This window comes from Streptococcus oralis subsp. oralis, from assembly GCF_002096595.1.
Lineage (GTDB): Bacteria > Bacillota > Bacilli > Lactobacillales > Streptococcaceae > Streptococcus > Streptococcus oralis_D.
Genome location: NZ_NCUR01000010.1, coordinates 426,632 through 450,614, shown reverse-complemented (window position 1 = coordinate 450,614; position 23,983 = coordinate 426,632). Strand labels below are relative to the sequence as shown.

General features: G+C 38.4%; 20 protein-coding genes and 1 pseudogene. 12 read left to right on the top strand and 9 right to left on the bottom strand.

Annotation, left to right across the window (positions count from 1 at the left end; all coding sequences use genetic code 11):
* Nucleotides 1-63 precede the first annotated feature (63 nt).
* From pfkA to sdbB, 8 genes are all read left to right on the top strand, one after another.
* Entirely contained in the window at nucleotides 64-1,071 is a 1,008-nt protein-coding gene (pfkA, locus tag B7714_RS06585; protein ID WP_084860019.1) for a 6-phosphofructokinase, read from the top strand.
* A 67-nt stretch (nucleotides 1,072-1,138) separates the two neighbouring features.
* A complete protein-coding gene (pyk, locus tag B7714_RS06580; protein ID WP_084860018.1) occupies nucleotides 1,139-2,644 on the top strand; it encodes a pyruvate kinase in 1,506 nt (501 codons plus the stop codon).
* Between the two features lie 160 nt (nucleotides 2,645-2,804).
* Entirely contained in the window at nucleotides 2,805-4,064 is a 1,260-nt protein-coding gene (locus B7714_RS06575; protein ID WP_001227109.1) for a UDP-N-acetylglucosamine 1-carboxyvinyltransferase, read from the top strand.
* Between the two features lie 15 nt (nucleotides 4,065-4,079).
* Nucleotides 4,080-4,631, top strand: coding sequence for a GNAT family N-acetyltransferase (locus B7714_RS06570; protein ID WP_084860017.1), 552 nt, complete (start codon nucleotides 4,080-4,082; stop codon nucleotides 4,629-4,631).
* Nucleotides 4,624-5,901, top strand: coding sequence for a CBS-HotDog domain-containing transcription factor SpxR (gene spxR / locus B7714_RS06565; protein ID WP_000033812.1), 1,278 nt, complete (start codon nucleotides 4,624-4,626; stop codon nucleotides 5,899-5,901). The genes B7714_RS06570 and spxR overlap by 8 nt, the downstream gene beginning before the upstream one ends.
* A 15-nt stretch (nucleotides 5,902-5,916) precedes the next feature.
* On the top strand, nucleotides 5,917-6,777 hold the full coding sequence (locus tag B7714_RS06560) for a methionyl aminopeptidase (protein WP_084860016.1): 861 nt from the start codon (nucleotides 5,917-5,919) through the stop codon (nucleotides 6,775-6,777).
* Nucleotides 6,778-6,903: 126 nt separating this feature from the next.
* Nucleotides 6,904-7,611, top strand: a complete 708-nt coding sequence (gene ccdA2 / locus B7714_RS06555) for a thiol-disulfide oxidoreductase-associated membrane protein CcdA2 (protein WP_084860015.1) — start codon at nucleotides 6,904-6,906, stop codon at nucleotides 7,609-7,611.
* A 12-nt stretch (nucleotides 7,612-7,623) separates the two neighbouring features.
* On the top strand, nucleotides 7,624-8,169 hold the full coding sequence (sdbB, locus tag B7714_RS06550; protein ID WP_084860014.1) for a thiol-disulfide oxidoreductase-associated lipoprotein SdbB: 546 nt from the start codon (nucleotides 7,624-7,626) through the stop codon (nucleotides 8,167-8,169).
* A gap of 30 nt (nucleotides 8,170-8,199) precedes the next feature.
* Here the strand turns inward: sdbB and pbp3 are convergent, their stop codons facing one another.
* On the bottom strand, nucleotides 8,200-9,441 hold the full coding sequence (gene pbp3, locus B7714_RS06545) for a D-alanyl-D-alanine carboxypeptidase PBP3 (protein ID WP_084860013.1): 1,242 nt from the start codon (nucleotides 9,439-9,441) through the stop codon (nucleotides 8,200-8,202).
* A 104-nt stretch (nucleotides 9,442-9,545) separates the two neighbouring features.
* On the opposite strand from pbp3, the gene B7714_RS06540 reads away from it, so the two are divergent.
* The 4 genes from B7714_RS06540 to ffh all read left to right on the top strand — a co-directional run bounded on the left by B7714_RS06540 (nucleotide 9,546) and on the right by ffh (nucleotide 14,143).
* Complete coding sequence (locus tag B7714_RS06540) at nucleotides 9,546-10,655, top strand: AI-2E family transporter (RefSeq protein ID WP_084860012.1); 1,110 nt, start codon at nucleotides 9,546-9,548, stop codon at nucleotides 10,653-10,655.
* A gap of 235 nt (nucleotides 10,656-10,890) precedes the next feature.
* Nucleotides 10,891-12,087, top strand: a complete 1,197-nt coding sequence (gene tuf / locus B7714_RS06535) for an elongation factor Tu (protein WP_001040720.1) — start codon at nucleotides 10,891-10,893, stop codon at nucleotides 12,085-12,087.
* Nucleotides 12,088-12,227: 140 nt separating this feature from the next.
* Nucleotides 12,228-12,560: a putative DNA-binding protein gene (locus B7714_RS06530; RefSeq protein ID WP_000402068.1), complete on the top strand. Its 333-nt coding sequence runs from the start codon at nucleotides 12,228-12,230 to the stop codon at nucleotides 12,558-12,560.
* A gap of 11 nt (nucleotides 12,561-12,571) precedes the next feature.
* Nucleotides 12,572-14,143 carry a signal recognition particle protein gene (ffh, locus tag B7714_RS06525; protein ID WP_084860011.1) on the top strand — a complete coding sequence of 524 codons (1,572 nt, stop codon included), beginning with the start codon at nucleotides 12,572-12,574 and terminating at the stop codon, nucleotides 14,141-14,143.
* Nucleotides 14,144-14,230: 87 nt separating this feature from the next.
* On the opposite strand, the gene B7714_RS06520 is transcribed toward ffh, so the two are convergent.
* From B7714_RS06520 to B7714_RS06485, 8 genes and pseudogenes are all read right to left on the bottom strand, one after another.
* Nucleotides 14,231-15,229, bottom strand: a complete 999-nt coding sequence (locus tag B7714_RS06520; RefSeq protein ID WP_084860010.1) for a sensor histidine kinase — start codon at nucleotides 15,227-15,229, stop codon at nucleotides 14,231-14,233.
* Nucleotides 15,213-15,902 (bottom strand): response regulator transcription factor, encoded by a 690-nt coding sequence (locus tag B7714_RS06515; RefSeq protein WP_084860009.1) that lies wholly within the window; start codon nucleotides 15,900-15,902, stop codon nucleotides 15,213-15,215. Before B7714_RS06515 ends, B7714_RS06520 begins: the two co-directional genes overlap by 17 nt.
* 32 nt (nucleotides 15,903-15,934) lie before the next feature.
* Nucleotides 15,935-17,989, bottom strand: a complete 2,055-nt coding sequence (locus tag B7714_RS06510; protein WP_084860008.1) for an FtsX-like permease family protein — start codon at nucleotides 17,987-17,989, stop codon at nucleotides 15,935-15,937.
* Nucleotides 17,979-18,752, bottom strand: a complete 774-nt coding sequence (locus B7714_RS06505; RefSeq protein ID WP_084860007.1) for an ABC transporter ATP-binding protein — start codon at nucleotides 18,750-18,752, stop codon at nucleotides 17,979-17,981. Before B7714_RS06505 ends, B7714_RS06510 begins: the two co-directional genes overlap by 11 nt.
* 364 nt (nucleotides 18,753-19,116) lie before the next feature.
* Nucleotides 19,117-20,355, bottom strand: coding sequence for a tyrosine-type recombinase/integrase (locus tag B7714_RS06500; protein ID WP_084860006.1), 1,239 nt, complete (start codon nucleotides 20,353-20,355; stop codon nucleotides 19,117-19,119).
* Nucleotides 20,355-20,550: pseudogene (locus tag B7714_RS06495) on the bottom strand (DUF3173 domain-containing protein). Before B7714_RS06495 ends, B7714_RS06500 begins: the two are co-directional and overlap by 1 nt.
* Before the next feature lie 259 nt (nucleotides 20,551-20,809).
* On the bottom strand, nucleotides 20,810-22,171 hold the full coding sequence (locus tag B7714_RS06490) for a hypothetical protein (RefSeq protein WP_084860005.1): 1,362 nt from the start codon (nucleotides 22,169-22,171) through the stop codon (nucleotides 20,810-20,812).
* Nucleotides 22,172-22,587: 416 nt separating this feature from the next.
* Nucleotides 22,588-23,598 carry a site-specific integrase gene (locus B7714_RS06485; RefSeq protein WP_084860004.1) on the bottom strand — a complete coding sequence of 337 codons (1,011 nt, stop codon included), beginning with the start codon at nucleotides 23,596-23,598 and terminating at the stop codon, nucleotides 22,588-22,590.
* Nucleotides 23,599-23,983 lie beyond the last annotated feature (385 nt).

The following is a 23,983-nucleotide window of genomic DNA, read 5'->3' as shown; positions in this document are numbered from 1 at the left end:
GAATTTTCCAATTAAATGTGGTATAATCAGTAAGAATGTTAAAAGAAAAAGGAGCATAACCAAATGAAACGTATTGCTGTTTTGACCAGTGGTGGAGACGCCCCTGGTATGAATGCTGCCATCCGTGCGGTAGTTCGTCAAGCAATCTCAGAAGGAATGGAAGTATTTGGTATCTATGATGGATACGCAGGTATGGTTGCCGGTGAAATCTATCCACTTGATGCTGCTTCAGTAGGAGACATCATTTCACGTGGTGGTACTTTCCTTCACTCTGCTCGTTACCCTGAGTTTGCACAACTTGAAGGCCAACTTAAAGGGATTGAGCAATTGAAAAAACACGGTATCGAAGGAGTCGTAGTTATCGGTGGAGACGGTTCTTATCACGGAGCTATGCGCTTGACGGAACATGGGTTCCCAGCTATCGGACTTCCAGGAACTATTGATAACGATATCGTTGGTACGGACTTCACAATCGGATTTGATACTGCAGTTACTACTGCAATGGATGCGATTGATAAGATTCGTGATACATCATCAAGTCACCGTCGTACTTTCGTTGTTGAGGTAATGGGACGTAACGCTGGTGATATCGCTCTTTGGGCAGGTATCGCAACTGGTGCTGACGAAATCATCATCCCTGAAGAAGACTTCAAGATGGAAGATATCGTTGCAAGCATCAAAGCTGGTTATGAATGTGGTAAGAAACACAACATCATTGTTTTGGCTGAGGGAGTTATGTCTGCCGATGAGTTTGGTAAAAAACTCAAGGAAGCTGGAGATACTAGTGACCTTCGTGTAACTGAACTTGGACACATCCAACGTGGTGGATCACCAACCGCTCGTGACCGTGTATTAGCATCACGCATGGGTGCACACGCTGTTAAACTCCTTAAACAAGGAATCGGTGGTGTCGCTGTTGGTATCCGTAACGAGAAAATGGTTGAAAACCCAATTCTTGGAACAGCAGAAGAAGGAGCTTTGTTTAGCCTAACAGCTGATGGTAAGATCGTTGTTAACAACCCACATAAAGCTGATCTTGAACTTTCTGCTTTGAACAAGAGCTTGTCCTAATCAACTTTCATTAATTTGGTAACATGACCTTAAAAGGTCGAATTATATAAAGGAGTCACAAAAAATCATGAACAAACGTGTAAAAATCGTTGCAACTTTAGGTCCTGCGGTTGAAATCCGTGGTGGTAAAAAATTCGGTGAAGACGGATACTGGGGTGAAAAACTTGACGTTGAAGCTTCAGCTCAAAATATTGCTAAATTGATTGAGGCAGGAGCAAATACTTTCCGTTTCAACTTCTCACACGGTGACCACCAAGAACAAGGTGAGCGTATGGCAACTGTTAAACTTGCTGAAAAACTTGCTGGTAAGAAAGTTGGTTTCCTTCTTGATACAAAAGGACCAGAAATCCGTACAGAATTGTTTGAAGGTGACGCAAAAGAGTACTCTTACAAAACTGGTGAAAAAATCCGTGTTGCAACTAAACAAGGAATCAAATCAACTCGTGAAGTGATTGCTTTGAACGTTGCTGGTGCCCTTGACATCTACGATGATGTTGAAGTTGGTCGCCAAGTATTGGTTGACGATGGTAAACTTGGTCTTCGTGTTGTTGCTAAAGACGATGCAACTCGTGAATTTGAAGTTGAAGTTGAAAACGACGGAATTATCGCTAAACAAAAAGGTGTTAACATCCCTAACACTAAAATTCCTTTCCCAGCACTTGCTGAGCGTGATAACGATGATATCCGTTTCGGTTTGGAACAAGGTATCAACTTCATCGCGATTTCATTTGTACGTACTGCTAAAGACGTCAACGAAGTTCGTGCAATCTGTGAAGAAACTGGTAATGGTCACGTTCAATTGTTTGCGAAAATCGAAAACCAACAAGGTATCGATAATTTGGATGAAATCATTGAAGCTGCTGACGGTATCATGATCGCTCGTGGTGACATGGGTATCGAAGTACCATTCGAAATGGTTCCAGTTTACCAAAAAATGATTATCACAAAAGTAAATGCAGCTGGTAAAGTCGCTATCACAGCAACAAACATGCTTGAAACTATGACTGAAAAACCACGTGCAACGCGTTCAGAAGTATCAGACGTGTTTAACGCTGTTATCGACGGAACCGACGCTACAATGCTTTCAGGTGAGTCTGCAAATGGTAAATATCCACTTGAGTCAGTTACTACGATGGCAACTATTGACAAAAATGCTCAAACTCTTTTAAAAGAATACGGTCGCTTGTCGTCTGTTAACTTGTCACGTAATTCTAAGACTGAGGTTATGGCTTCAGCTGTTAAGGATGCGACAAACTCTATGAATATCAAGTTGGTGGTTACTCTTACTAAGACAGGTCACACTGCTCGTTTGATTTCTAAATACCGTCCAGATGCTGATATCTTGGCAATCACTTTCGATGAATTGACTCAGCGTGGTTTGATGCTTAACTGGGGAGTTATCCCAGTAACAACTGATCGCCCATCAAACACTGATGATATGTTTGATCTCGCTGAAAGAATTGCAGTTGAGCAAGGTTTGGTAGAATCTGGTGATGATATTGTTATCGTTGCAGGTGTGCCACTTGGCGAAGCTGTTCGTACAAACACAATGCGTATCCGTACAGTACGTTAATCTAACACAAAAACCTATCATTTCAGGCTGAAAAGCTTGACTGATAGGTCTTTTTTTATCAAAATGGAATGGTATTTAGTAAATAGGAATGGGAAAAAACTGAAAATTATGGTATAATAGAATGAAAAGACCTTTTTAGTAAATTTTGAAAGAGTAAAACATGAGAAAAATTGTCATCAATGGTGGACGTCCATTGCAAGGTGAGATCACCATTAGTGGTGCTAAAAATAGTGTTGTAGCGCTTATTCCAGCTATTATCTTATCAGATGATATTGTCACTTTAGATTGTGTTCCAGATATTTCAGACGTTGCTAGTCTTGTCGAAATCATGGAAATTATGGGGGCGACTGTTAAGCGTTATGAGGATGTCTTGGAGATTGATCCAAGAGGTGTTCAAAACATTCCTATGCCTTATGGCAAGATTAATAGCTTGCGTGCTTCTTATTATTTCTACGGAAGTCTTTTAGGTCGCTTTGGTGAAGCTACAGTTGGCCTTCCTGGCGGATGTGATCTGGGGCCTCGTCCGATTGACCTTCACTTAAAAGCCTTTGAAGCTATGGGTGCTAAGGTCAGCTATGAGGGAGATAATATGAATTTATCTGCCCAAGGTAAGGGGCTTCATGGCGCAAGTATTTACATGGATACCGTCAGCGTTGGAGCAACTATTAACACTATGATTGCTGCGGTAAAAGCTAAGGGACGTACTGTCATTGAAAATGCTGCTCGTGAACCGGAAATTATCGATGTTGCTACCCTTTTGAACAACATGGGGGCCCATATTCGTGGTGCAGGGACTGATATTATCATTATTGATGGTGTCGAGAAACTTCATGGGACTCGTCACCAAGTAATTCCAGATCGTATCGAAGCTGGAACCTATATTTCACTTGCTGCAGCGGTAGGAAAAGGAATTCGTATTAACAACGTTCTCTATGAACACTTAGAAGGCTTTATCGCCAAACTAGAGGAAATGGGCGTTCGTATGACGGTCTCAGAAGACAGCATCTTCGTTGAAGAACAGTCTGATTTGAAGGCCATTAATATCAAAACAGCTCCCTATCCTGGGTTCGCAACCGATTTGCAACAGCCTATCACGCCACTTTTACTAACTGCTCAAGGTCGTGGAACCATTATTGATACGATTTATGAGAAACGTGTCAATCATGTCTTTGAGTTAGCAAAAATGGATGCGGATATTACGACTACAAACGATCACATTATCTACAACGGTGGTCGTAAGTTACACGGGGCAAGTGTAAAAGCTACAGACTTGCGAGCTGGTGCTGCACTTGTCATCGCTGGCTTGATGGCTCAAGGTCAGACTGAAATTACGAATATTGAGTTTATCCTTCGTGGCTACTCAGATATTATTGAAAAATTGCGTAGTCTTGGAGCAGATATTACACTCGTTGAAGACTAAGCCGTTGAGGTGATTATGAATATTTGGACCAAATTAGCAATGTTTTCTTTTTTTGAAACGGAGCGCTTGTATTTGCGTCCTTTCTTTTTTAGTGACAGTCAAGCGTTTTTCGAGATTGCTTCAAACCCTGAGAATTTGCAGTTTATTTTTCCCAGCCAAGCAAGTTTGGAAGAAAGTCAGTACGCACTTGCTAACTATTTTATGAAGAATCCTCTGGGTGTTTGGGCAATTTGTCTCCAAGGGAATCAAGAAATGATTGGCTCTATTAAATTTGAAAAAATCGATGAAATCAAAAAAGAAGCAGAAATTGGTTACTTCTTAAAAAAGAATTCTTGGTCACAAGGTTATATGACAGAAGTGGTTACCAAGCTATGTCAGCTTTCATTTGAAGAATTTGGTTTAAAACAATTATCCATCATCACTCATTTGGAGAATCAAGCTAGTCAAAAAGTAGCCTTAAAATCGGGCTTTAGCCTTGTCCGGCAGTTTAAGGGAAGCGATCGCTATACACGAAAAATGAGGGACTATCTTGAATTTCGATACATAAAAGGAGAATTCAATGAGTAAACACCAGGAAATTTTGTCCTATCTGGAAGAGTTACCAATTGGGAAGAGAGTTAGCGTTCGCAGTATTTCCAATCACCTAGGTGTTAGTGACGGAACAGCCTACCGAGCGATCAAAGAAGCTGAAAATCGTGGCATCGTTGAAACTCGGCCACGTAGTGGAACCATACGGGTCAAGTCCCAGAAAGTGGCTATTGAGCGGCTAACCTATGCTGAAATTGCTGAAGTTACCTCCTCTGAAGTTTTAGCTGGTCAGGAAGGGTTGGAGAGAGAGTTTAGCAAATTCTCCATTGGGGCTATGACAGAGCAAAATATCCTGTCCTATCTCCATGATGGAGGCCTTTTGATTGTGGGTGACCGTACTCGAATTCAACTTTTAGCTCTAGAAAATGAAAATGCAGTCCTTGTGACTGGAGGTTTCCATGTCCAAGATGATGTATTGACTCTAGCCAATAAAAAAGGTATCCCAGTTCTGAGAAGTAAGCATGATACTTTTACAGTCGCAACCATGATTAACAAAGCTCTCTCAAATGTTCAAATCAAAACCGATATTCTGACAGTTGAGAAGCTCTATCGTCCCAGTCATGAGTATGGTTTTTTAAGAGAAACCGATACAGTCAAAGACTATCTAGACTTGGTTCGTAAGAACAGAAGTAGTCGTTTTCCAGTCATTAACCAACATCAAGTGGTTGTCGGGGTTGTTACTATGCGTGACGCAGGAGACAAATCCCCCAGCACAACGATTGACAAGGTGATGACGCGAAGTATCTTCGTAACAGGTTTAGCGACCAATATTGCCAATGTCAGTCAACGAATGATTGCAGAAGACTTTGAGATGGTTCCCGTTGTCAGAAGTAACCAAACTTTACTCGGTGTCGTAACACGACGAGATGTCATGGAAAAGATGAGCCGTTCTCAGGTTTCAGCTTTGCCAACTTTCTCCGAGCAAATCGGGCAAAAACTCTCTTATCATCATGATGAAGTCGTCATTACTGTTGAGCCTTTCATGTTGGAGAAAAATGGGGTCCTTGCTAATGGAGTCTTGGCTGAAATCCTCAACCATATGACCCAAGACCTCGTTGTCAATAGCGGACGTAATCTCATCATTGAACAGATGTTGATTTATTTCTTGCAGGCTGTTCAGATTGATGATACTCTGCGAATTCAGGCTCGCATTATTCATCACACAAGACGCTCAGCTATTATTGATTACGATATTTATCATGGTCATCAGATTGTATCAAAAGCAAATGTTACAGTGAAAATCAATTAGAATCTAGGAGAAAAAATGATAACTTTAAAATCAGCACGTGAAATCGAAGCCATGGGCAAGGCTGGTGATTTCCTAGCTAGTATCCATATAGGCTTACGTGATTTGATTAAGCCTGGCGTGGATATGTGGGAAGTAGAAGAGTATGTTCGTCGTCGTTGTAAAGAGGAAAATTTCCTTCCTCTACAGATTGGAGTAGATGGTGCAGTCATGGATTACCCCTATGCCACTTGTTGCTCTCTCAACGACGAAGTAGCTCACGCTTTTCCACGTCATTACATCTTGAAAGATGGCGACTTGCTCAAGGTTGACATGGTACTTGGTGGTCCGATTTCCAAATCCGACCTCAATGTGTCAAAACTCAACTTTAATAATGTTGAGCAAATGAAAAAATACACCCAAAGTTATACTGGTGGTTTAGCAGACTCATGTTGGGCTTATGCGGTCGGTACACCGTCTGAAAAAGTGAAGAACTTGATGGACGTAACCAAGGAAGCTATGTACAAAGGGATTGAGCAAGCAGTTGTTGGCAATCGTATCGGCGATATCGGTGCGGCCATCCAAGAATACGCTGAAAGTCGTGGTTATGGTGTAGTGCGTGATTTGGTTGGTCATGGCGTCGGTCCAACTATGCATGAGGAGCCAATGGTCCCTAATTATGGTGTTGCAGGTCGTGGTCTCCGTCTCCGTGAAGGAATGGTGTTGACCATCGAACCCATGATCAATACTGGGGATTGGGAAATTGATACAGATATGAAGACTGGTTGGGCTCATAAAACCATCGATGGTGGCCTATCTTGTCAATATGAACACCAGTTTGTGATTACAAAAGACGGTCCTGTTATCTTGACAAGTCAAGGTGAAGAAGGAACGTATTAGAACGAAAGGAGCATAGCTCCTTTTTTATATTCGGTTTAGATAAAATAGACAAGCGTAGCAAAGTTGTCACAAATTTTTTCTTTTGTAGTAAAATAAGATTAGAATTTTGTGAAAGTAGGTAATTCGTTGGAATCTATTATATTTTTAGTATCGGTTTTTTTAGCCGGCATTCTGTCTTTCTTTTCACCCTGCATCTTCCCTTTGCTACCTGTCTATGCTGGTATTTTACTGGATGATCAGGGAAATTCGAAAAGCTTTCGCTTTTTTGGAAGAGACGTTGCATGGTCAGGCTTAATTCGGACCTTGTACTTTATTGCAGGAGTCTCCCTTATTTTCTTTATTTTGGGATTTGGAGCTGGATTCCTAGGGCATATGCTCTATGCAGACTGGTTTCGTTATGCTATGGGAATAGTCATTATTCTTTTAGGGCTTCACCAGATGGAAATCTTGCATTTCAATAAACTGGAGGTTCAAAAGACAGTCACCTTCAAACAATCTAAGTCGAATCACTATCTGTCAGCCTTTTTGCTTGGGATAACCTTTAGTTTTGGTTGGACCCCTTGTATCGGACCAGTCTTAAGTTCAGTCTTGGCCCTAGCAGCTTCAGGTGGCAATGGTGCTTGGCAAGGAGCCGTGTTAACATTAGTATACACATTGGGAATGGCTCTTCCTTTCATTGTTTTGGCCTTGGCTTCGGGCTGGATTATGCCCTATTTTAGTAAATTAAAACCCCATATGATTCTACTAAAGAAAATCGGGGGAGCTTTGATTATTTTGATGGGATTATTATTAATGCTAGGGCAGTTAAATGCCTTGTCAGGAATTCTTGGATAAAAGGAGAAAAAGATGAAAAAAATTATTTTTACAGGATTGAGTATTATGTCTCTATTCTTGTTGATTGCCTGTGGTGAAAAAGAAACCAAACAGACAAGCAGTCCAAAACAACCCGCTGTACAACAAATCGCAGTCGGTAAGGAAGCACCAGACTTTACCTTGCAGTCTATGGATGGCAAAGAAGTGAAGTTATCAGACTATAAAGGGAAAAAGGTCTATTTAAAATTCTGGGCTTCTTGGTGTGGACCATGTAAAAAAAGTATGCCTGAGTTGATGGAATTAGCTGCCAAACAAGATCGAGACTTTGAAATCTTGAGTGTGATTGCACCTGGTTTACAAGGTGAAAAAACAGTTCAAGACTTTCCAAAATGGTACCAAGAACAAGGCTACAAGGATATTCCAGTTCTATATGATACGCAAGCAACTACCTTCCAAGCCTACCAAATTCGTAGTATTCCAACGGAATACTTGATTGACAGTCAGGGTAAAATTGGAAAAATCCAATTTGGTGCTATTAGCAATGCTGATGCAGAAGCGGCTTTTAAAGAAATGAAATAAAGAAAAAATCGCGATTGTTCGCGATTTTTTTTATAGTTTTTCATTGATAAAGCGGATAAATTGATTCCACCAAACCTTCAAAAAGAAGGCTTTTTCTACTTTCTTTTCAGAAACCATTTCAAAAGATGGTTTGTCGGAAGTGAGATAGCCCTGTCCGACCAAATCCTGATCATCATAGGTTAGAGTACCAACAACCTTGCCTTCTTCCAATGGAGCCATTTCTGATGTTGATTTTGGTGTAAATTGGAGGGCTGGTGTAGTACTGCTTCCGATGCGTTGGACGATGGAAATGTCTGACTTAGCGACAGCTGTCACATTATCTTCTTTACCATCAAGAACTGTTACTTTACTATCATTGTATGCTTCACCTTTCTGAACGACCGTTTTTAAGGCAAAGTTTGCAGAAATATAATCTAAAAGTGCAGAAGTAGCAGTAAAACGTGCATAAGGGTTGGTATCTTGTTGGTCTGCATTCAAAACAACCGTAATAATACGCATCCCTTTCTCAACAGTTGTTCCAACGAATGAAGCACCAGCTTTATCAGTAGTACCTGTCTTTAGTCCATCAATTCCACCACGATAGGCAGGCATTCCCTCCAACATATAGTTGGTTGAGTGGATTTCAAGTCCTGCAAAGGTAGAAGTTGGTTTTTTGGTGATTTCCAAAACCTGAGGATAATCTCGTATGAGGTTACGAGCGACGATTGCAACGTCGTAGGCACTCAACTTGTTTTCATCGTCTTTCTTTGAACCTGGATAGATATTATCGCCAAGGGTCTCATTATTTAAACCAGTAGTGTTTACAATAGTTGCATCTTGGATTCCCCATTCAAGAAGTTTAGCCCTCATTTTGTCTACAAAGTCTTTCTCAGAACCAGCAATCTTTTCTGCTAGCGCAATTGCAGCACTGTTTGCACTGGATACCATTGTAGCCTCTAATAGTTGTTCAACAGTATAATTTCGAGCTTCCATTGGGACGTTACTGGCCTCAGAATTAGTTGTAAGTTTGTAAGGATAGTCCGAAATATCAACCGGTGTTGACAGACTGATAGTCCCTTGTTCCAAGGCTTCATAGACCAAATAAACTGTAACCAGTTTTGTAATAGAAGCAATTTCTACAGGCTGATTTGCATCTTTTTCGTAGAGGATTTTTCCAGTTGTAGCCTCGACAGCAATGGCATGTTTAGCAGCAACGTCAAACTCCTGAGCAGAAACAGTAGAAGCTGTTCCAAGAACTAAAAGTGTTATAAAAGATAAAATTATTTTTTTCATATTAGCTTTATTTTATCATAAAGAAAAAAAATATTCTCGCTTTTTTACTAAAGCCATCTTATCTTTTTCAGAAATATGGTAAAATAGAGAGAAGGAGGATACCTATGTTCCGTAGAAACAAATTATTTTTTTGGACAGCTGAAATTTTATTATTAACACTGATTTTCTATCTTTGGAGAGAAATGGGTGCCATTATTACTCCCTTTGTGACGGTTGTGAATACCATCATGATTCCATTTTTGCTTGGTGGATTTTTTTACTACATTACAAATCCAATCGTTACTTTTTTAGAAAAGAGATGTAAAATCAATCGTCTAATTGGTGTCTTGGTCACTCTTTGTGCCTTAATTGGCGTTATCGTTGTAGGGGTCGTCTATCTCTTGCCGATTTTGATTAATCAGTTGACCAGCTTGATTATTTCTAGTCAAAACATCTATAGTAGACTACAAGATTTAATCATTGATTTGTCCATGAATCCAGTCTTCCAAAATATTGATATTCAACAAACAATTCAACAACTTAATCTCTCCTATGTGGATATCCTCCAGAATATCCTGAATAGCGTCAGCAATAGTTTAGGAAGTGTTCTTTCAGCCTTGTTTAGTACAGTTCTGATTCTCATTATGACCCCTGTATTCTTGATTTATTTCTTGTTGGATGGTCATAAGTTGCTACCAATGTTGGAACGTACCGTCTTAAAACATGACAAATTGAATCTTTCTAGCCTTTTAACCAATCTCAATACAACCATAGCACGTTATATCAGTGGAATTGCGATTGATGCGGTTATTATTGGATGTTTAGCCTATATTGGCTATAGCGTTATCGGATTAAAGTACGCCCTAGTTTTTGCTATTTTCTCTGGAATCGCAAATTTGATTCCTTATGTTGGCCCAAGTATTGGCTTGATTCCAATGGTGATTGCGAATGTGTTCACGGATCCTCATCGTATGTTGATTGCGGTTGCTTATATGCTCATTATTCAGCAGATTGATGGAAATGTTCTCTATCCACGTATCGTTGGAGGAGTTATGAAAGTGCATCCGATTACGATTTTGGTGCTCCTTTTACTGTCAAGTAATATCTACGGTGTCATAGGAATGGTCGTAGCAGTACCTACTTACTCCATTTTTAAAGAAATTACTAAGTTCCTAGCGAAATTATATGAAAACCATAAAGAAGCTAAGGGACTGGAAAAAACAGAATCAAATTAAAATCAGGGAAACCTGATTTTTTTGATGAAAATACTATCTCTCAAACAAAGTAAGTTTGAATTCATATTGCCATAAAGAAGCAGAAGAACAGGATTTGATAAGATTTAGATTAATTCACAAAATATGTGTAAAACACTTGCAATTTAGCAGAAATTTGATAAAATAGTAAGGAAAGTTAGACTGTATTGCCTACTGTCTATCTATAAAATATATTTTATTGGAGGCTTTTACTCAAATGGCAAAAGAAAAATACGATCGTAGTAAACCACACGTTAACATTGGTACTATCGGGCACGTTGACCACGGTAAAACTACTTTGACTGCAGCTATCACAACTGTATTGGCACGTCGCTTGCCTTCAGCAGTTAACCAACCTAAAGACTATGCGTCTATCGATGCTGCTCCAGAAGAACGCGAACGCGGTATCACTATCAACACTGCGCACGTTGAGTACGAAACTGAAAAACGTCACTACGCTCACATCGACGCTCCAGGACACGCGGACTACGTTAAAAACATGATCACTGGTGCTGCTCAAATGGACGGAGCTATCCTTGTAGTAGCTTCAACTGACGGACCAATGCCACAAACTCGTGAGCACATCCTTCTTTCACGTCAGGTTGGTGTTAAACACCTTATCGTCTTCATGAACAAAATTGACTTGGTAGACGACGAAGAATTGCTTGAATTGGTTGAAATGGAAATCCGTGACCTCTTGTCAGAATACGACTTCCCAGGTGACGATCTTCCAGTTATCCAAGGTTCAGCTCTTAAAGCCCTTGAAGGTGACTCTAAATACGAAGACATCATCATGGAATTGATGAACACTGTTGATGAGTACATCCCAGAACCAGAACGTGACACTGAAAAACCATTGCTTCTTCCAGTCGAAGACGTATTCTCAATCACTGGACGTGGTACAGTTGCTTCAGGACGTATCGACCGTGGTACTGTTCGTGTCAACGACGAAATCGAAATCGTTGGTATCAAAGAAGAAACTCAAAAAGCAGTTGTTACTGGTGTTGAAATGTTCCGTAAACAACTTGACGAAGGTCTTGCCGGAGATAACGTAGGTGTCCTTCTTCGTGGTGTTCAACGTGACGAAATCGAACGTGGACAAGTTATCGCTAAACCAGGTTCAATCAACCCACACACTAAATTTAAAGGTGAAGTCTACATCCTTACTAAAGAAGAAGGTGGACGTCACACTCCATTCTTCAACAACTACCGTCCACAATTCTACTTCCGTACTACTGACGTTACAGGTTCAATCGAACTTCCTGCAGGTACTGAAATGGTAATGCCTGGTGATAACGTGACTATCGACGTTGAGTTGATCCACCCAATCGCCGTAGAACAAGGTACTACATTCTCTATCCGTGAGGGTGGACGTACTGTTGGTTCAGGTATGGTTACAGAAATCGAAGCTTAATTCGATTAAGTTCCCAGAAGAACAATTATTTAAGTCAGACACTAAAAGAATCTTGCTTTGCAAGATTCTTTTTTCTTCTTACTCTATTTGAAGTGCTTCTACTCTAGCAGTATAATCGTTTTTTTGGTATAATAAAGGTTATGGAAATCGAAAAAACCAATCGCATGAATGCACTTTTTGAATTTTATGCTGCGCTTTTGACAGATAAGCAGATGAACTATATAGAACTCTATTATGCTGATGATTATAGTCTTGCTGAGATTGCTGAAGAGTTCGGCGTCAGTCGTCAGGCTGTCTATGACAATATCAAGCGGACGGAAAAGATTCTAGAAGATTATGAGATGAAACTGCACATGTATTCGGACTATATTGTCCGCAGTCAGATTTTTGATCAGATCTTGGAGCGTTATCCCAAGGATGACTTTCTGCAAGAGCAGATAGAAGTTTTAACAAGCATTGATAATAGAGAATAAGAGGAAGAAATATGGCATTTGAAAGTTTAACAGAACGTTTACAGAACGTCTTTAAAAATCTACGTAAAAAAGGAAAAATTTCTGAGGCTGATGTCCAAGAAGCAACCAAAGAGATTCGCTTGGCCTTGCTTGAAGCCGACGTTGCTTTGCCTGTTGTAAAGGATTTTATCAAGAAGGTTCGTGAACGTGCAGTCGGGCACGAGGTCATTGATACCCTCAATCCTGCCCAACAGATTATCAAAATCGTTGATGAGGAACTGACAGCCGTTTTAGGTTCTGATACGGCAGAGATTATCAAGTCACCTAAGATTCCGACAATCATTATGATGGTCGGTTTGCAGGGGGCTGGTAAAACGACCTTTGCTGGTAAGCTGGCTAACAAACTCAAGAAGGAAGAAAATGCACGTCCTTTGATGATTGCGGCGGATATCTATCGTCCAGCTGCCATTGATCAGTTGAAGACGCTTGGACAGCAGATTGATGTTCCTGTTTTCGCTCTTGGAACAGAAGTACCAGCTGTTGAGATTGTTCGACAAGGTTTGGAGCAAGCGCAGGCCAACCACAACGACTATGTTTTGATTGATACGGCAGGGCGTTTACAAATCGATGAACTTCTCATGAATGAGCTTCGTGATGTTAAAGCACTGGCTCAACCAAATGAAATTCTACTCGTCATTGATGCCATGATTGGTCAGGAAGCAGCTAATGTTGCTCGTGAATTCAATGCTCAGTTGGAAGTAACTGGTGTCATTCTTACCAAGATTGATGGGGACACACGTGGTGGTGCAGCTCTATCTGTTCGTCATATCACTGGTAAACCAATCAAGTTCACTGGTACAGGTGAAAAAATTACAGACATTGAAATCTTCCACCCAGACCGTATGTCAAGCCGTATCCTTGGTATGGGGGATATGTTGACCTTGATTGAGAAAGCTTCTCAGGAATACGATGAGCAAAAAGCCCTTGAAATGGCTGAGAAGATGCGTGAAAACACCTTTGATTTCAATGATTTCATTGATCAATTGGATCAGGTGCAAAATATGGGACCAATGGAAGACTTGCTCAAGATGATCCCAGGTATGGCTAACAATCCTGCCCTTCAAAATATGAAGGTGGATGAGCGCCAGATTGCGCGCAAACGTGCCATTGTGTCTTCCATGACACCTGAGGAGCGTGAAAATCCTGATTTGTTAAATCCAAGTCGTCGCCGTCGTATCGCTGCAGGTTCTGGAAATACCTTTGTTGAAGTCAATAAATTTATCAAGGACTTTAACCAGGCCAAACAGCTCATGCAAGGTGTCATGTCTGGTGATATGAACAAGATGATGAAGCAGATGGGAATCAATCCAAATAACCTTCCTAAAAATATGCCAAATATGGGAGGAATGGATATGTCTGCCCTTGAAGGCATGATGGGACAAGGCGGCATACCAGATATGTCAGCTCTTGGAGGAGCTGGAATGCCAGATATGAGCCAGATGTTTGGTGGTGGACTAAAAGGTAAAATAGGCGAATTTGCCATGAAACAGTCTATGAAACGCATGGCCAACAAAATGAAAAAAGCTAAGAAAAAACGCAAATAAAAAAGGAAGGAAAGCAGAAGTGCTTTCCTTTTTGATATAAAATATGTGCTTTCTATGATTAGGCAATTTTCCTAATCGAAACATTTACTAAATAGAAAGAGAGATTTCAAATCCATGCATCCATTCGGATTTTACTGCGATGTCGATTTTTAAAGCATCTGCTAATTGTTTGACAAGATAGAGCCCCATACCTGTTGATTTTTTCCTTGTATCACCTGAATCACCAGTAAATCCTTTTTCAAAGATATGAGGGAGATCGCAAGTTTTAACTCCACACCCATTATCCCTAATAATCAGACTTGTGCGCCCCTTGTCTCTTGACATAGAAATCCTGAGTTCGGGCTTATCAGAGCTATATTTAAGGGCGTTGGCTAGTATTTGAGACAGGATAAATTCAAAACTGCGTTGATCGGTGTAGTAGTTTCCCTGTATATTTTCTAGATGAATCGTAAAATTCTTTTCTTTAATCAAGGGAGCAAAGTTTTCCAAAAGATCCTGAATACACTCTTGGAGGTCGACATCTTCAAATAGAAAATCATTTTTTTCACTTTTCACCCTGTAATAGAATAGGATCTGTGATACTATTCCTTGGATTTGATTTTTCACATAGTCCAACTTAAAAGTTGTATCCTTTGGCAACTGGTCACTTTGGTTGTCCAAAAGGAGGGAAAGAAGCGATAGAGGGAGTTTGATTTCATGAGCCCATTTTTCAACATAGTCCTCATACTCGGCTAGTAATGAGTTGAGTTTTCCTATTTCCGCTTGCCTTTGGTAAAGCGCATTTGCGATGTCTTCGATGCTTTCTTTCTCTGTGGCACTTGATAAACGCAATAATTCCAGCTCCGTATCCATCTTAGGATTGTCTATGAAAGCCTTATAAGTAGCTGCTTTTTTTCTTTCTTTTCTTATAAGTAGAAATGATAGGATAAAAAAGAGCAGGGCTGAAGCTAAGAGATAGAGGAGGATGAGGACTTGAAACTTTCTCACGTCTGAAAGCCAAAGCAGGACAGCTGTAAATAGATCAAATGCTAAAAGAACAAGTAACCAGGGCAGATAGGCAGCCAAATATTTAAGATTCTGTTTCATCTTGCCTTTCCTCTTCCAATTTGTAACCGATGCCTCTGACGGACTTGACTTGAAGTGCAATGCCAGCCTGTTTCATCACCTTTTTCAGCCTTGCAATGTTTACTTGAAGGGCATTTTCATCGATGAACTCAGTTGTATTCCACAGTTTCATGCTTAGTTCTTCTTTTGTGACGACAGAATCAGTTGCCTCTAATAAGGTTTCTAACAATTTCCCTTGATTTTGGGGGAGTAAAATCGAATGTCCTTTGATATAAAGGGTATAGGTATTTCGATCCAGCAGAAAATTATCTTTTTCAAGTAGATTTTGTCTGCCTTCATAGCGTTTCAAGATATTTTCTATACGTGCCAAAAATCTTTCTTTCTTGAAAGGCTTTGTTAAGTACTCGTCTGCCCCTAATTTCAGGGCGTAGATTTCATCTTTTAATTGTTCACGAGAGGTAAGAACCAATATGGGCACAGAGCGTTTGGACTTGAGATTTTTACAAATTTGAAAACCTGTTTCTCCCGGCAAATTCAAATCCAGTATGATTAGATCCGTATCGTATTGCAGCACTTGCTGGGTTGTATCTTTGAAGTCAGTCAACTTATCAACTTGATAACCCGCTTTCTCTAACAAGATAACAATTTCATCTCGAATCAAGGCTTCATCTTCAATTACCAGAATATGCTTCATATTAGTTCCTCCTTTTCCTCGCTTTTTAAATTTTATTCTTCTCTTTTTGGTTCAATTAAGGATAACAAGTATTTGTTACTATTTTTCTTCACAATTCTGATATAGATGACTTCAAAACCAGCTAAGAGCAGTACGATTAGCATGGCTGTGATAAATTTCTGCCCCATGGCCATTCTTGCACTAGCGGGTACTATTCCTGTGAGGAGGGAGCTCACTCCGAAGCTACTACTGAGAAGTGCAATGGCTATTGGCAGACCGAAATACCAGTTGATTTGCTTTTCTGACGATTTACAAAGAGTTTCGTAGTTGGCTCCGAGATGGATCAAGGTTTGATATCGTCTGTAGGATTGTCTTTGTCCCATCAAAAACTGGACGCCGATGATTGTATTTGCAACGACAAGGAAAATGATTGCCAGATAAATAGTAATATAGCTAGCAGAGATAATGTAAAATAATTGGCGCCCCATATTTTGTATATAGCTTTCATAACCAAGAGAGGTTTGATTCAGCTTTTCATTTGTATCTGAGATAGCTTTCATCAAACCTTTTTCCTTGACCAGATCAGGAGCTAGGATGCCACTGACATAGTTTGAGTATTTACTGTCAGTATAACTCATAAAGGTCTCATCTGGAAGAATGAGTGCTACAGAGAGGGTGATTTCACGGTCCGTTACAATTGGTAAAGACTGCACATCTCCAATCAATTTTACATCATTTCCCATGACTTTGATTTGAGGGTTTGTCTTTAGGACAGAGTTGACAAGACTTTCATCTGGGAGAAAATCTTTCCCCATATACAAGTAAGCTTCCTTACTAGTTAATTCTAGAGGAGGGAGATTGGCAGCCTTTCTAAGTTCATTGTATTCGGAAACTGGTATGAGGTGGGAAGTAGTAGACTGTTTAAATCTTTGGAGCAAAATTTCCTTGTTCTTGCTGCCTTTTTGTTTTTTCAACTCCTGGATGATCTCTTCGAAAGACACAGACTCGTTTTCTTTAGGTTTGCCTACTTTAATTTGCAGAATCTTTGAAAACTGTGATGCTAGTCCAGCAGCTTCAAGCTCTTTTTTTACTGTACTTACATCAAGATTTTCATCTGTATCCTGCTTGCTATCTCTAAATGTATAATCCAATACGTGGGGTTGATTGCCTGAATTGCCACTTGAAATAGCAACACCTGCTCCAAAGAGGCACAAGGCAGAGAAAATTAAGAGGGAGCAGATGGCCAGTATAGTTGAGCGCTGGATAACTAATTCCTGAATCTGTCTAAAATTATAGGCATGAAGTTTTCGATTACTTCCAAGCTTGACCAAAAAGTCTATAAACAAACGTATGCCAAAGAAGAGTAGGATAGTTCCTAGAGTTCCCAGGAGAACAGTGATGCCCATGGTTATGACACTTTCCCAAGCTCGTCTACTCATCCCCAAGTAATAGGCTGTTCCTAGAAGCAAAATTCCGAGGACGGAAGCAAGAAGGTACATCCCCTTGGGAAGTAGTTTCTTCATACCAAAAGGAGAATAGGATAACAGGTTTCCGATTTCCATATTGGCCGTCTTTGCACTTAAAAGGACAAAAACAGCTAATTTTACGGCTAGGAAGCCGATGACTGTATAGAGTAGAGCTGTGGTAGATAGAGAAAATTGATGTTCAATAATCCCTAGTCCCACAATTTTAGCGGTTATTAGGCTGATTAGTTCTGAAATCAAGATAGAAATTGGAAGGCCTATTCCAAGGGCAAGGACACTGTTTCTCAAATCCTCGAGCAGGAGTAGCAAGAACAGTTTGCTTCTTCGCATTCCCAGTGTGAGATAGACACCAAATTCATGTTTTCTCCTTTCCATCTGCGTACTGCTTGCGAAGTAGACTAGAAAAAAGAGAATAAAGAGCGTTGCTACATAAAGAATAGGAATCATGCTAAAGAGTTTATTTACAGCGTCACTTTCTATTTGTTTTAGAAAGATTATCACATCTTGATGGGACAAAGAAAGGATGATGTAAAAGGAGATAATAGAAAGAACCATGGAACTGAAGTACAAGCCATTATTTTTTCGATCTCTCTTGCTATTTCTTGAGACTAATTTAGAAAACATTGCCATCACCTCCAGCTAGGGCTGCCATGACCTTTAGTATTCTGTGGTAGAAGTCTTCTTGACTTTCTCTTGGATAATCGCGACGGATTTCATGGAATAGTTTTCCGTCTTGGATAAACAAGATGCGGTTGCAAAAGCTGGCTGCGACGGAATCGTGGGTCACCATGAGAATGGTGGTTTCTTCCACTTGATTCATTTCGGATAATTTTTGCATCAAAATGGTCGCATTTTTTGAATCCAAAGCCCCTGTGGGCTCGTCTGCAAATACAATCTTAGGGTCTAAAATTAAGGCGCGCGCAGCAGCTACCCTTTGCCGTTGACCACCTGATAATTGAGAAGGGAACTTATCCAGAAGTTCAGAAATATCCAGATATTGGGAAAGTAATTCTAACCGAACCTTGCTTTCGTCGGCATCGACCTTGTGTAAAGACAAGGGGAGTAAAATATTTTCTTTGGCTGTAAGATTGTCCAAAAGCTCAAAATTCTGGAAGAGATAGCCAATTTCCTTGCCTCTATAATCTGCTAATTGGCTCCCTTTTAACTGACCTAAATCTTTTTCTTGCATTTGAATAGAGCCGTCAGTTGGCTTGATGATTGTGGCGAGACAGTTAAGAAGGGTTGTTTTCCCAGAACCGCTACTCCCCATAATTCCTAAGAACTCACCTTTTACAACTTGAAAAGATATGCCGTTCAAGGCCTTGGTGATATTCGGCTCTTTTCCATAATGCTTTGTTAATGATTCTACTCGTAAAATTGTTTCCATGTGAAACACCTCCATCTTTTGTTACTTTCATTATAGTATGAATCAGAGTAGAATAACACTTACGGATGATGTAAGAAATCTTTATCGTTGACTTCTATGGTCAGTTTATTGGACTTATACTTACTATATTATAGCATGATTTTAGGGATTTAAAAAGGGGAGTTGAAGCTCAAGGACTTTCCATATTACAAGAATTTCTGATTTTGAAAATATGAAAGAAAAAGCCTTAGAAACATTGATTTCTAGGGCTTTTTAAAATCATTAACTTTATTCCCACTCAACGGTTGCAGACTCCTTGAGAATCGCTATATAATAGGCTTTTTAAGGAGTTAGTAATTCTTTGGTGGGGTTTTTGGTGGGAATGTTATTTTGAAATTGATTGGTTCCCGTTGAAATGTACTAAGCTAGAAGATGGGAAAGAAACATTAATAATTCCTACCATTTCATTAGTGATAACTTCATCAGCGCCATCCCATAGATGTGAGTAATGTTTCAATGTGATTTCAGGAGAAGAGTGTCCTAAACGTTTTGATAGAATAAGTACAGTAGCATTTAATTCATTAATTAGTAGGGAAGCATGGCTGTGCCTGAGACCTTTCGCTTGGATAGGCTTTACGTGAGCAATCTTGGCGTACCTTTTAATAATCCTTGAGATTGTAGATTTCAACATAGGTAAGCCATCGTATGAAAAGATAAAATCGTTCTCGTGTCCTAGTCCAATCTTTTTTTGAGCTTCACGCCATTTTTTTAACACATCAATTGTATCTTTATCTAAACTAATCATCCTTTTTCCGTCTTTAGTTTTCGAATACGAATTACGAGTCCATTCTTTTTTGTTTTTAACAATAAGCATATGATGAACTCGTAGGCGTTGCTTATCAAAGTCAACATCATTCCATTGAAGGGCACAACCTTCATTTACACGTACGCCAGTCATGAAATATACCCAAATCATCACGAAGTTTAAATGTTCATATACATCTTCAATGTAAATTTGCGAAATAACAGCTTCAAATTCGCTCTTAGTCCAATATGGGACATTACTTTTTCCTTTAGGAATTGCATTAGATTGCTTAGAAATGTTTTTTTCCACATATCCCATTTGCAAAGCATAGTCCAATGATTTCCTAAACATGCCAAAGATGAGGCTAGCATATCCTTGTGAATATCCGGCACCATCCTCATCTTGACTAGTCAGTAACCATGTTCGAAACTTCTGGACTTGTTCGAGGGTAATCGAACGAAGTGTAATGTCACCAAAACGATCACAAAGCTGTAAAAGGTTTTTCTCTCGAACTGAAAATGTGCTGTGCTCAACTGTTGTTCTATAATAAGGAATGTAATGTTCCTCCATAAATTGCCGATATTTCATCCGGTAGTTAGAATAACCTTGAGATTGATGATATTCATGTTTCAGTCGAGTTAATTCCTTATATGCTTCTGAAGCTGAATTAAATGGATTTCCGTGTTGATCTTTCCTTGATTTCTTTCGTACACGTTTCCCGGTTACTCTATCTATACCAAATTCGGTTTGAATAAAAAATTTTCCGTTTTTGTCAGTATAGACTCCAGGAAATTTAGTTTTCTGTTGATTTTGTGGCATTATTCCTCCTTGTGAAGTGAAACACCCAGAATTTCTTCAACAGCAACGATAGGGACATGCCCTAAACGTCGATTATTATAAAAGGCATATCCCTTTTGTACCATAATTTGCTTAGCTTGTCTAAATAATTGTAATGGCAGTATAGGGATTGTAACCCATTTTAATTAAATCTTCTTTGTTCATTGTTTGTTTCATAATTAATAATCCTCTTGAAATTTCTAAATTTTATTGCGATAATAGAAGAAGGTAATAGATATTATTACTAGTATATTTTGAGTTTGTTTCTGACACCGACCAAAGTTTGGAAACAAGCTCTTTTTTTGTTCTAAAAAATTTACACATATCTATTTCCTTTCTCAAATATTAAACTCAAACTGTTTACATATAAAAATATGTTCGTTGTTATATCAAGGTTTACAGCAATAAATATAAAAAAGTTATTATTTAATTTGCGTTATTTTTTATTGATATCTAAATCTTTATCAGGAAATTCTTTTAAAACATGATTTCTAATTTTATTTTTTTGATTTCGAGTATTAGATTTTATAATTTCGTCGAAAATATTATTCCTATAACCTAATGGATAATCTTTTAAAACGTGTTTATATGTATGAGTCGATGTAGTATCCTTATGACATCCTAACCCTTTTTCCCTAGCAACTTCTAGTGATTCATAAAATAGTTTAAATATATCTCGAACGTGCCAAGTAATCATTAATCCAGTCTCGTTTTTTTCAGAATAATCTTCTTCGCTATTTTGGAAGGATTCTATTATTGTTCTTTTGGTTCTAGCTTTATTTTTGAAAGGACTAATATTCGTCAATGCTATAATTTCTTCATCTAACACCAAAGGAGACAAAGTTCTAAGAGAATGGTTATTTACTTGATTAAAAAGTGCTTTAATATAATTTTTAGGACCGTGTTTGTTATATACATCTTGAATCACTTTTTTAGTTTTAATACTTGATTCTTCAATTAACTTTATGTACACATTTATTGTTGAATGAAGTTTTGTTTCCAAATATTCTATCAATTGTGCATCATTCAGCAAATCTAAGGAATTGGTTCCCAAAAATTTTTCTATTTTATTTTTCTTTAATACTAGTTCAAATCTTTGGACATTAATATTATCTAGTTTTGAACCATTTCTTCTGATTTGTCCTTTTCTTTTTGCTTTTTCAATTTTATCGTAAGTAACAGTTAATTCTTCATTACTAATCTTACAACTCAAAATTGGATAGTCATAGTTGTTCTTTTTACTTTTCTCATTTCCAAAATTAGGAGGGTTTCCTGATGAAAGACATTTGTGTAGAAAACTTCTGAGCTGTAGGTTTGGAGTTTTATCAAAAGCAATAGTATAAGCAAGTTCAATTTCGAGAAAGAGGGCAGTCGAGTATGTAATGATAATACCGTAATTATTTTTAATAAAATCGATTGCGTTTGCTAATCTATTTTTAATCCCCTCAATACCAACCGTTTCGAAATTTAAACCTCCGTGAATTAATTCAATGTAACAGTAGGGTGTTTTAAAATCTGATGTATCAAAAGAAATAGTGATTTTCCCAAAAAATTCTGATTTAATATCTAAACCAAGTAACTCTCCATCTATAGAGGTTTTTAGATTACATGAACTGTCCTGCTTTAAATTCTTAATTTCTACACGCTCTACAGAAAAATCCTGTAGGGATACTTTACATTTATCTATTCCAGCAAAACAAGACTTTGATGAGAAAACCTCTAATATACTATTTTCATTATTGATTTTTTCTTCTAAACGTCTTTCCTTTTCTTCCGGTGTTAATTTTCTTCTAGCCATTCTATTAAGTTCCTTTCACATAGTATTTTGATAAAGTATGTTGTTTGGGCTAAGATCAACATCTTTTTCTAAAGGTTAGTTTATTTTATTAAGTTTCCATTTATTTACCTCCTTATTTTTTTACATTAGTTAGTATGCCACAAATCTTTCCGAAAACGCCTAAAAAAAAAATGGAATTTTTTTTTAAAAAACAAAAAAAACACTCAATTAAGAGTGCTTTAAAAACGCGTCGTAACAAGGTTTTGAAGGAAAAAGTAAGTTTTTATCTACTTTATTTATTTTCTAAAAAAAATTTTTTTATTTTTCATTTAAATTTAGGATGTTGAGAAAAAGATCAATACTTTCAGTACGATTTTTATTTAGTTGAATTTTTTAATTTTAATGAGAGATATATCATAATGTTTGGAAAAAGTTACTTAGTTTGCTTGTGCGATTAACTTATATGCATAGGATTTTTGAAACTCTTCTGGTCGATTGTGTCCGAGAGCACGTGATACAATTAAACAAGCCTTTCGATCAAGGACAACACCTTTTAATTCGCCTCGTAGATAAATTTTTTCTTTTTTATCTTTGATATCTTTGGGATCTCGCGCGACAAGAAGATAAAGACGTTTTGCGTATTCTGCACGATATTTATGAGGTTTTAAAGCAGATGGAACTTGAAACACACGCTTTTTACCAGCTAGTTTAAATTCTTCAACAAGCCTTTCTAATTCTTCTTTGTCTCGCGTAATAATCGGAACCCATCGGTCTCGTGCTCCTTTTGATTTATGCTTTTTACCAATAATTTTAAGATAATATTGGCCATCCTCACGTTGGTAGAGGGAGTCTCCAGTAATAGCTTTTAATTCATTTTTTCGTAGCCCAGTGGCAGATACGATTGAGAACCAGCGATTATTTGTTTCTTCAGACATCCTGTCGTCATTAGACTTCAAACGATTATTCTTTTTGTCGGCTCGATATCGAATATCTGTTGCAACAAAAGCGGTAGAAGGTACTCCTAAAACTTTGGCTAATGCTGCTTTATAGGTTGACTGGGTTGGAGCAGAAAGTCCTAATTTCTTACAATGTTCTAAGTATTGATTCACTAAGTCAATCCATCCCTCAATATCGTTAGATTTATCAAGAGCTTCTAAACCTTCGGTAGTAGTTATTGAGGCAACAAAGGAAGCAAATCTGCTCCAGGAACCAGCGTAGTTATGAAGAGTTCGGTCGGTATGGATTAAATGAATGTCCTCTCCCGTTTTTTTGGATTCATTTCGCTTGATACCCTTTCCTTTTTTAAAGCGCGTGACTAGATTAGTTAGTCCTTTTGATTGGACGAATTGTTTACGGCCTTCGAAAGTAGTTAGAGAATCCATCTGTTGTTTCTTAGCTTTCTCTTTAGCTTTTCGTCGATCAGCACGACTACGTCTCTTCTTTGTCATAGTTCTTTCCTTTCTATAGTAGATAATGTGCTTTTAAAGAAGATCTTAAGAAAAATCTTAAGGTCTTTTTTATTCAAGTTGAAGTAGTGCAGTGACTTAAGCTTATATTCACTGATGTAGTATCTTCCCTTTGCTTAGGGCGCTTCTTAATTGATGGCTAAGAAGATAACCAAGTCGTTTTACAACATGACAAGTTGACTCAATTCAAATAAGATGTAGAGTTCCATCTTGCAGAAAAAAATCTGTTGTTTTTTCTTGTTAGTCTTTTTCAGGTTTAAATGCTCTGAATTTAGCGACTGAGCTAAGCTAGTTTTTGTATTTGATTTTTAGACTTTTGTTATTTACTTTAGTTTTTATACTTTGATTTTTTACTTTGTTATGATCA

What these genes read in the sequence shown, in the direction of transcription:
- pfkA (WP_084860019.1), top strand. Translation starts at nt 64, where the DNA reads ATGAAACGTATTGCTGTTTTGACCAGTGGTGGAGACGCCCCTGGTATG.
- pyk (WP_084860018.1), top strand. Translation starts at nt 1,139, where the DNA reads ATGAACAAACGTGTAAAAATCGTTGCAACTTTAGGTCCTGCGGTTGAA.
- B7714_RS06575 (WP_001227109.1), top strand. Translation starts at nt 2,805, where the DNA reads ATGAGAAAAATTGTCATCAATGGTGGACGTCCATTGCAAGGTGAGATC.
- B7714_RS06570 (WP_084860017.1), top strand. Translation starts at nt 4,080, where the DNA reads ATGAATATTTGGACCAAATTAGCAATGTTTTCTTTTTTTGAAACGGAG.
- spxR (WP_000033812.1), top strand. Translation starts at nt 4,624, where the DNA reads ATGAGTAAACACCAGGAAATTTTGTCCTATCTGGAAGAGTTACCAATT.
- B7714_RS06560 (WP_084860016.1), top strand. Translation starts at nt 5,917, where the DNA reads ATGATAACTTTAAAATCAGCACGTGAAATCGAAGCCATGGGCAAGGCT.
- sdbB (WP_084860014.1), top strand. Translation starts at nt 7,624, where the DNA reads ATGAAAAAAATTATTTTTACAGGATTGAGTATTATGTCTCTATTCTTG.
- pbp3 (WP_084860013.1), bottom strand. Translation starts at nt 9,441, where the DNA reads ATGAAAAAAATAATTTTATCTTTTATAACACTTTTAGTTCTTGGAACA.
- B7714_RS06540 (WP_084860012.1), top strand. Translation starts at nt 9,546, where the DNA reads ATGTTCCGTAGAAACAAATTATTTTTTTGGACAGCTGAAATTTTATTA.
- tuf (WP_001040720.1), top strand. Translation starts at nt 10,891, where the DNA reads ATGGCAAAAGAAAAATACGATCGTAGTAAACCACACGTTAACATTGGT.
- B7714_RS06530 (WP_000402068.1), top strand. Translation starts at nt 12,228, where the DNA reads ATGGAAATCGAAAAAACCAATCGCATGAATGCACTTTTTGAATTTTAT.
- ffh (WP_084860011.1), top strand. Translation starts at nt 12,572, where the DNA reads ATGGCATTTGAAAGTTTAACAGAACGTTTACAGAACGTCTTTAAAAAT.
- B7714_RS06520 (WP_084860010.1), bottom strand. Translation starts at nt 15,229, where the DNA reads ATGAAACAGAATCTTAAATATTTGGCTGCCTATCTGCCCTGGTTACTT.
- B7714_RS06515 (WP_084860009.1), bottom strand. Translation starts at nt 15,902, where the DNA reads ATGAAGCATATTCTGGTAATTGAAGATGAAGCCTTGATTCGAGATGAA.
- B7714_RS06510 (WP_084860008.1), bottom strand. Translation starts at nt 17,989, where the DNA reads ATGTTTTCTAAATTAGTCTCAAGAAATAGCAAGAGAGATCGAAAAAAT.
- B7714_RS06505 (WP_084860007.1), bottom strand. Translation starts at nt 18,752, where the DNA reads ATGGAAACAATTTTACGAGTAGAATCATTAACAAAGCATTATGGAAAA.
- B7714_RS06500 (WP_084860006.1), bottom strand. Translation starts at nt 20,355, where the DNA reads ATGCCACAAAATCAACAGAAAACTAAATTTCCTGGAGTCTATACTGAC.
- B7714_RS06490 (WP_084860005.1), bottom strand. Translation starts at nt 22,171, where the DNA reads ATGGCTAGAAGAAAATTAACACCGGAAGAAAAGGAAAGACGTTTAGAA.
- B7714_RS06485 (WP_084860004.1), bottom strand. Translation starts at nt 23,598, where the DNA reads ATGACAAAGAAGAGACGTAGTCGTGCTGATCGACGAAAAGCTAAAGAG.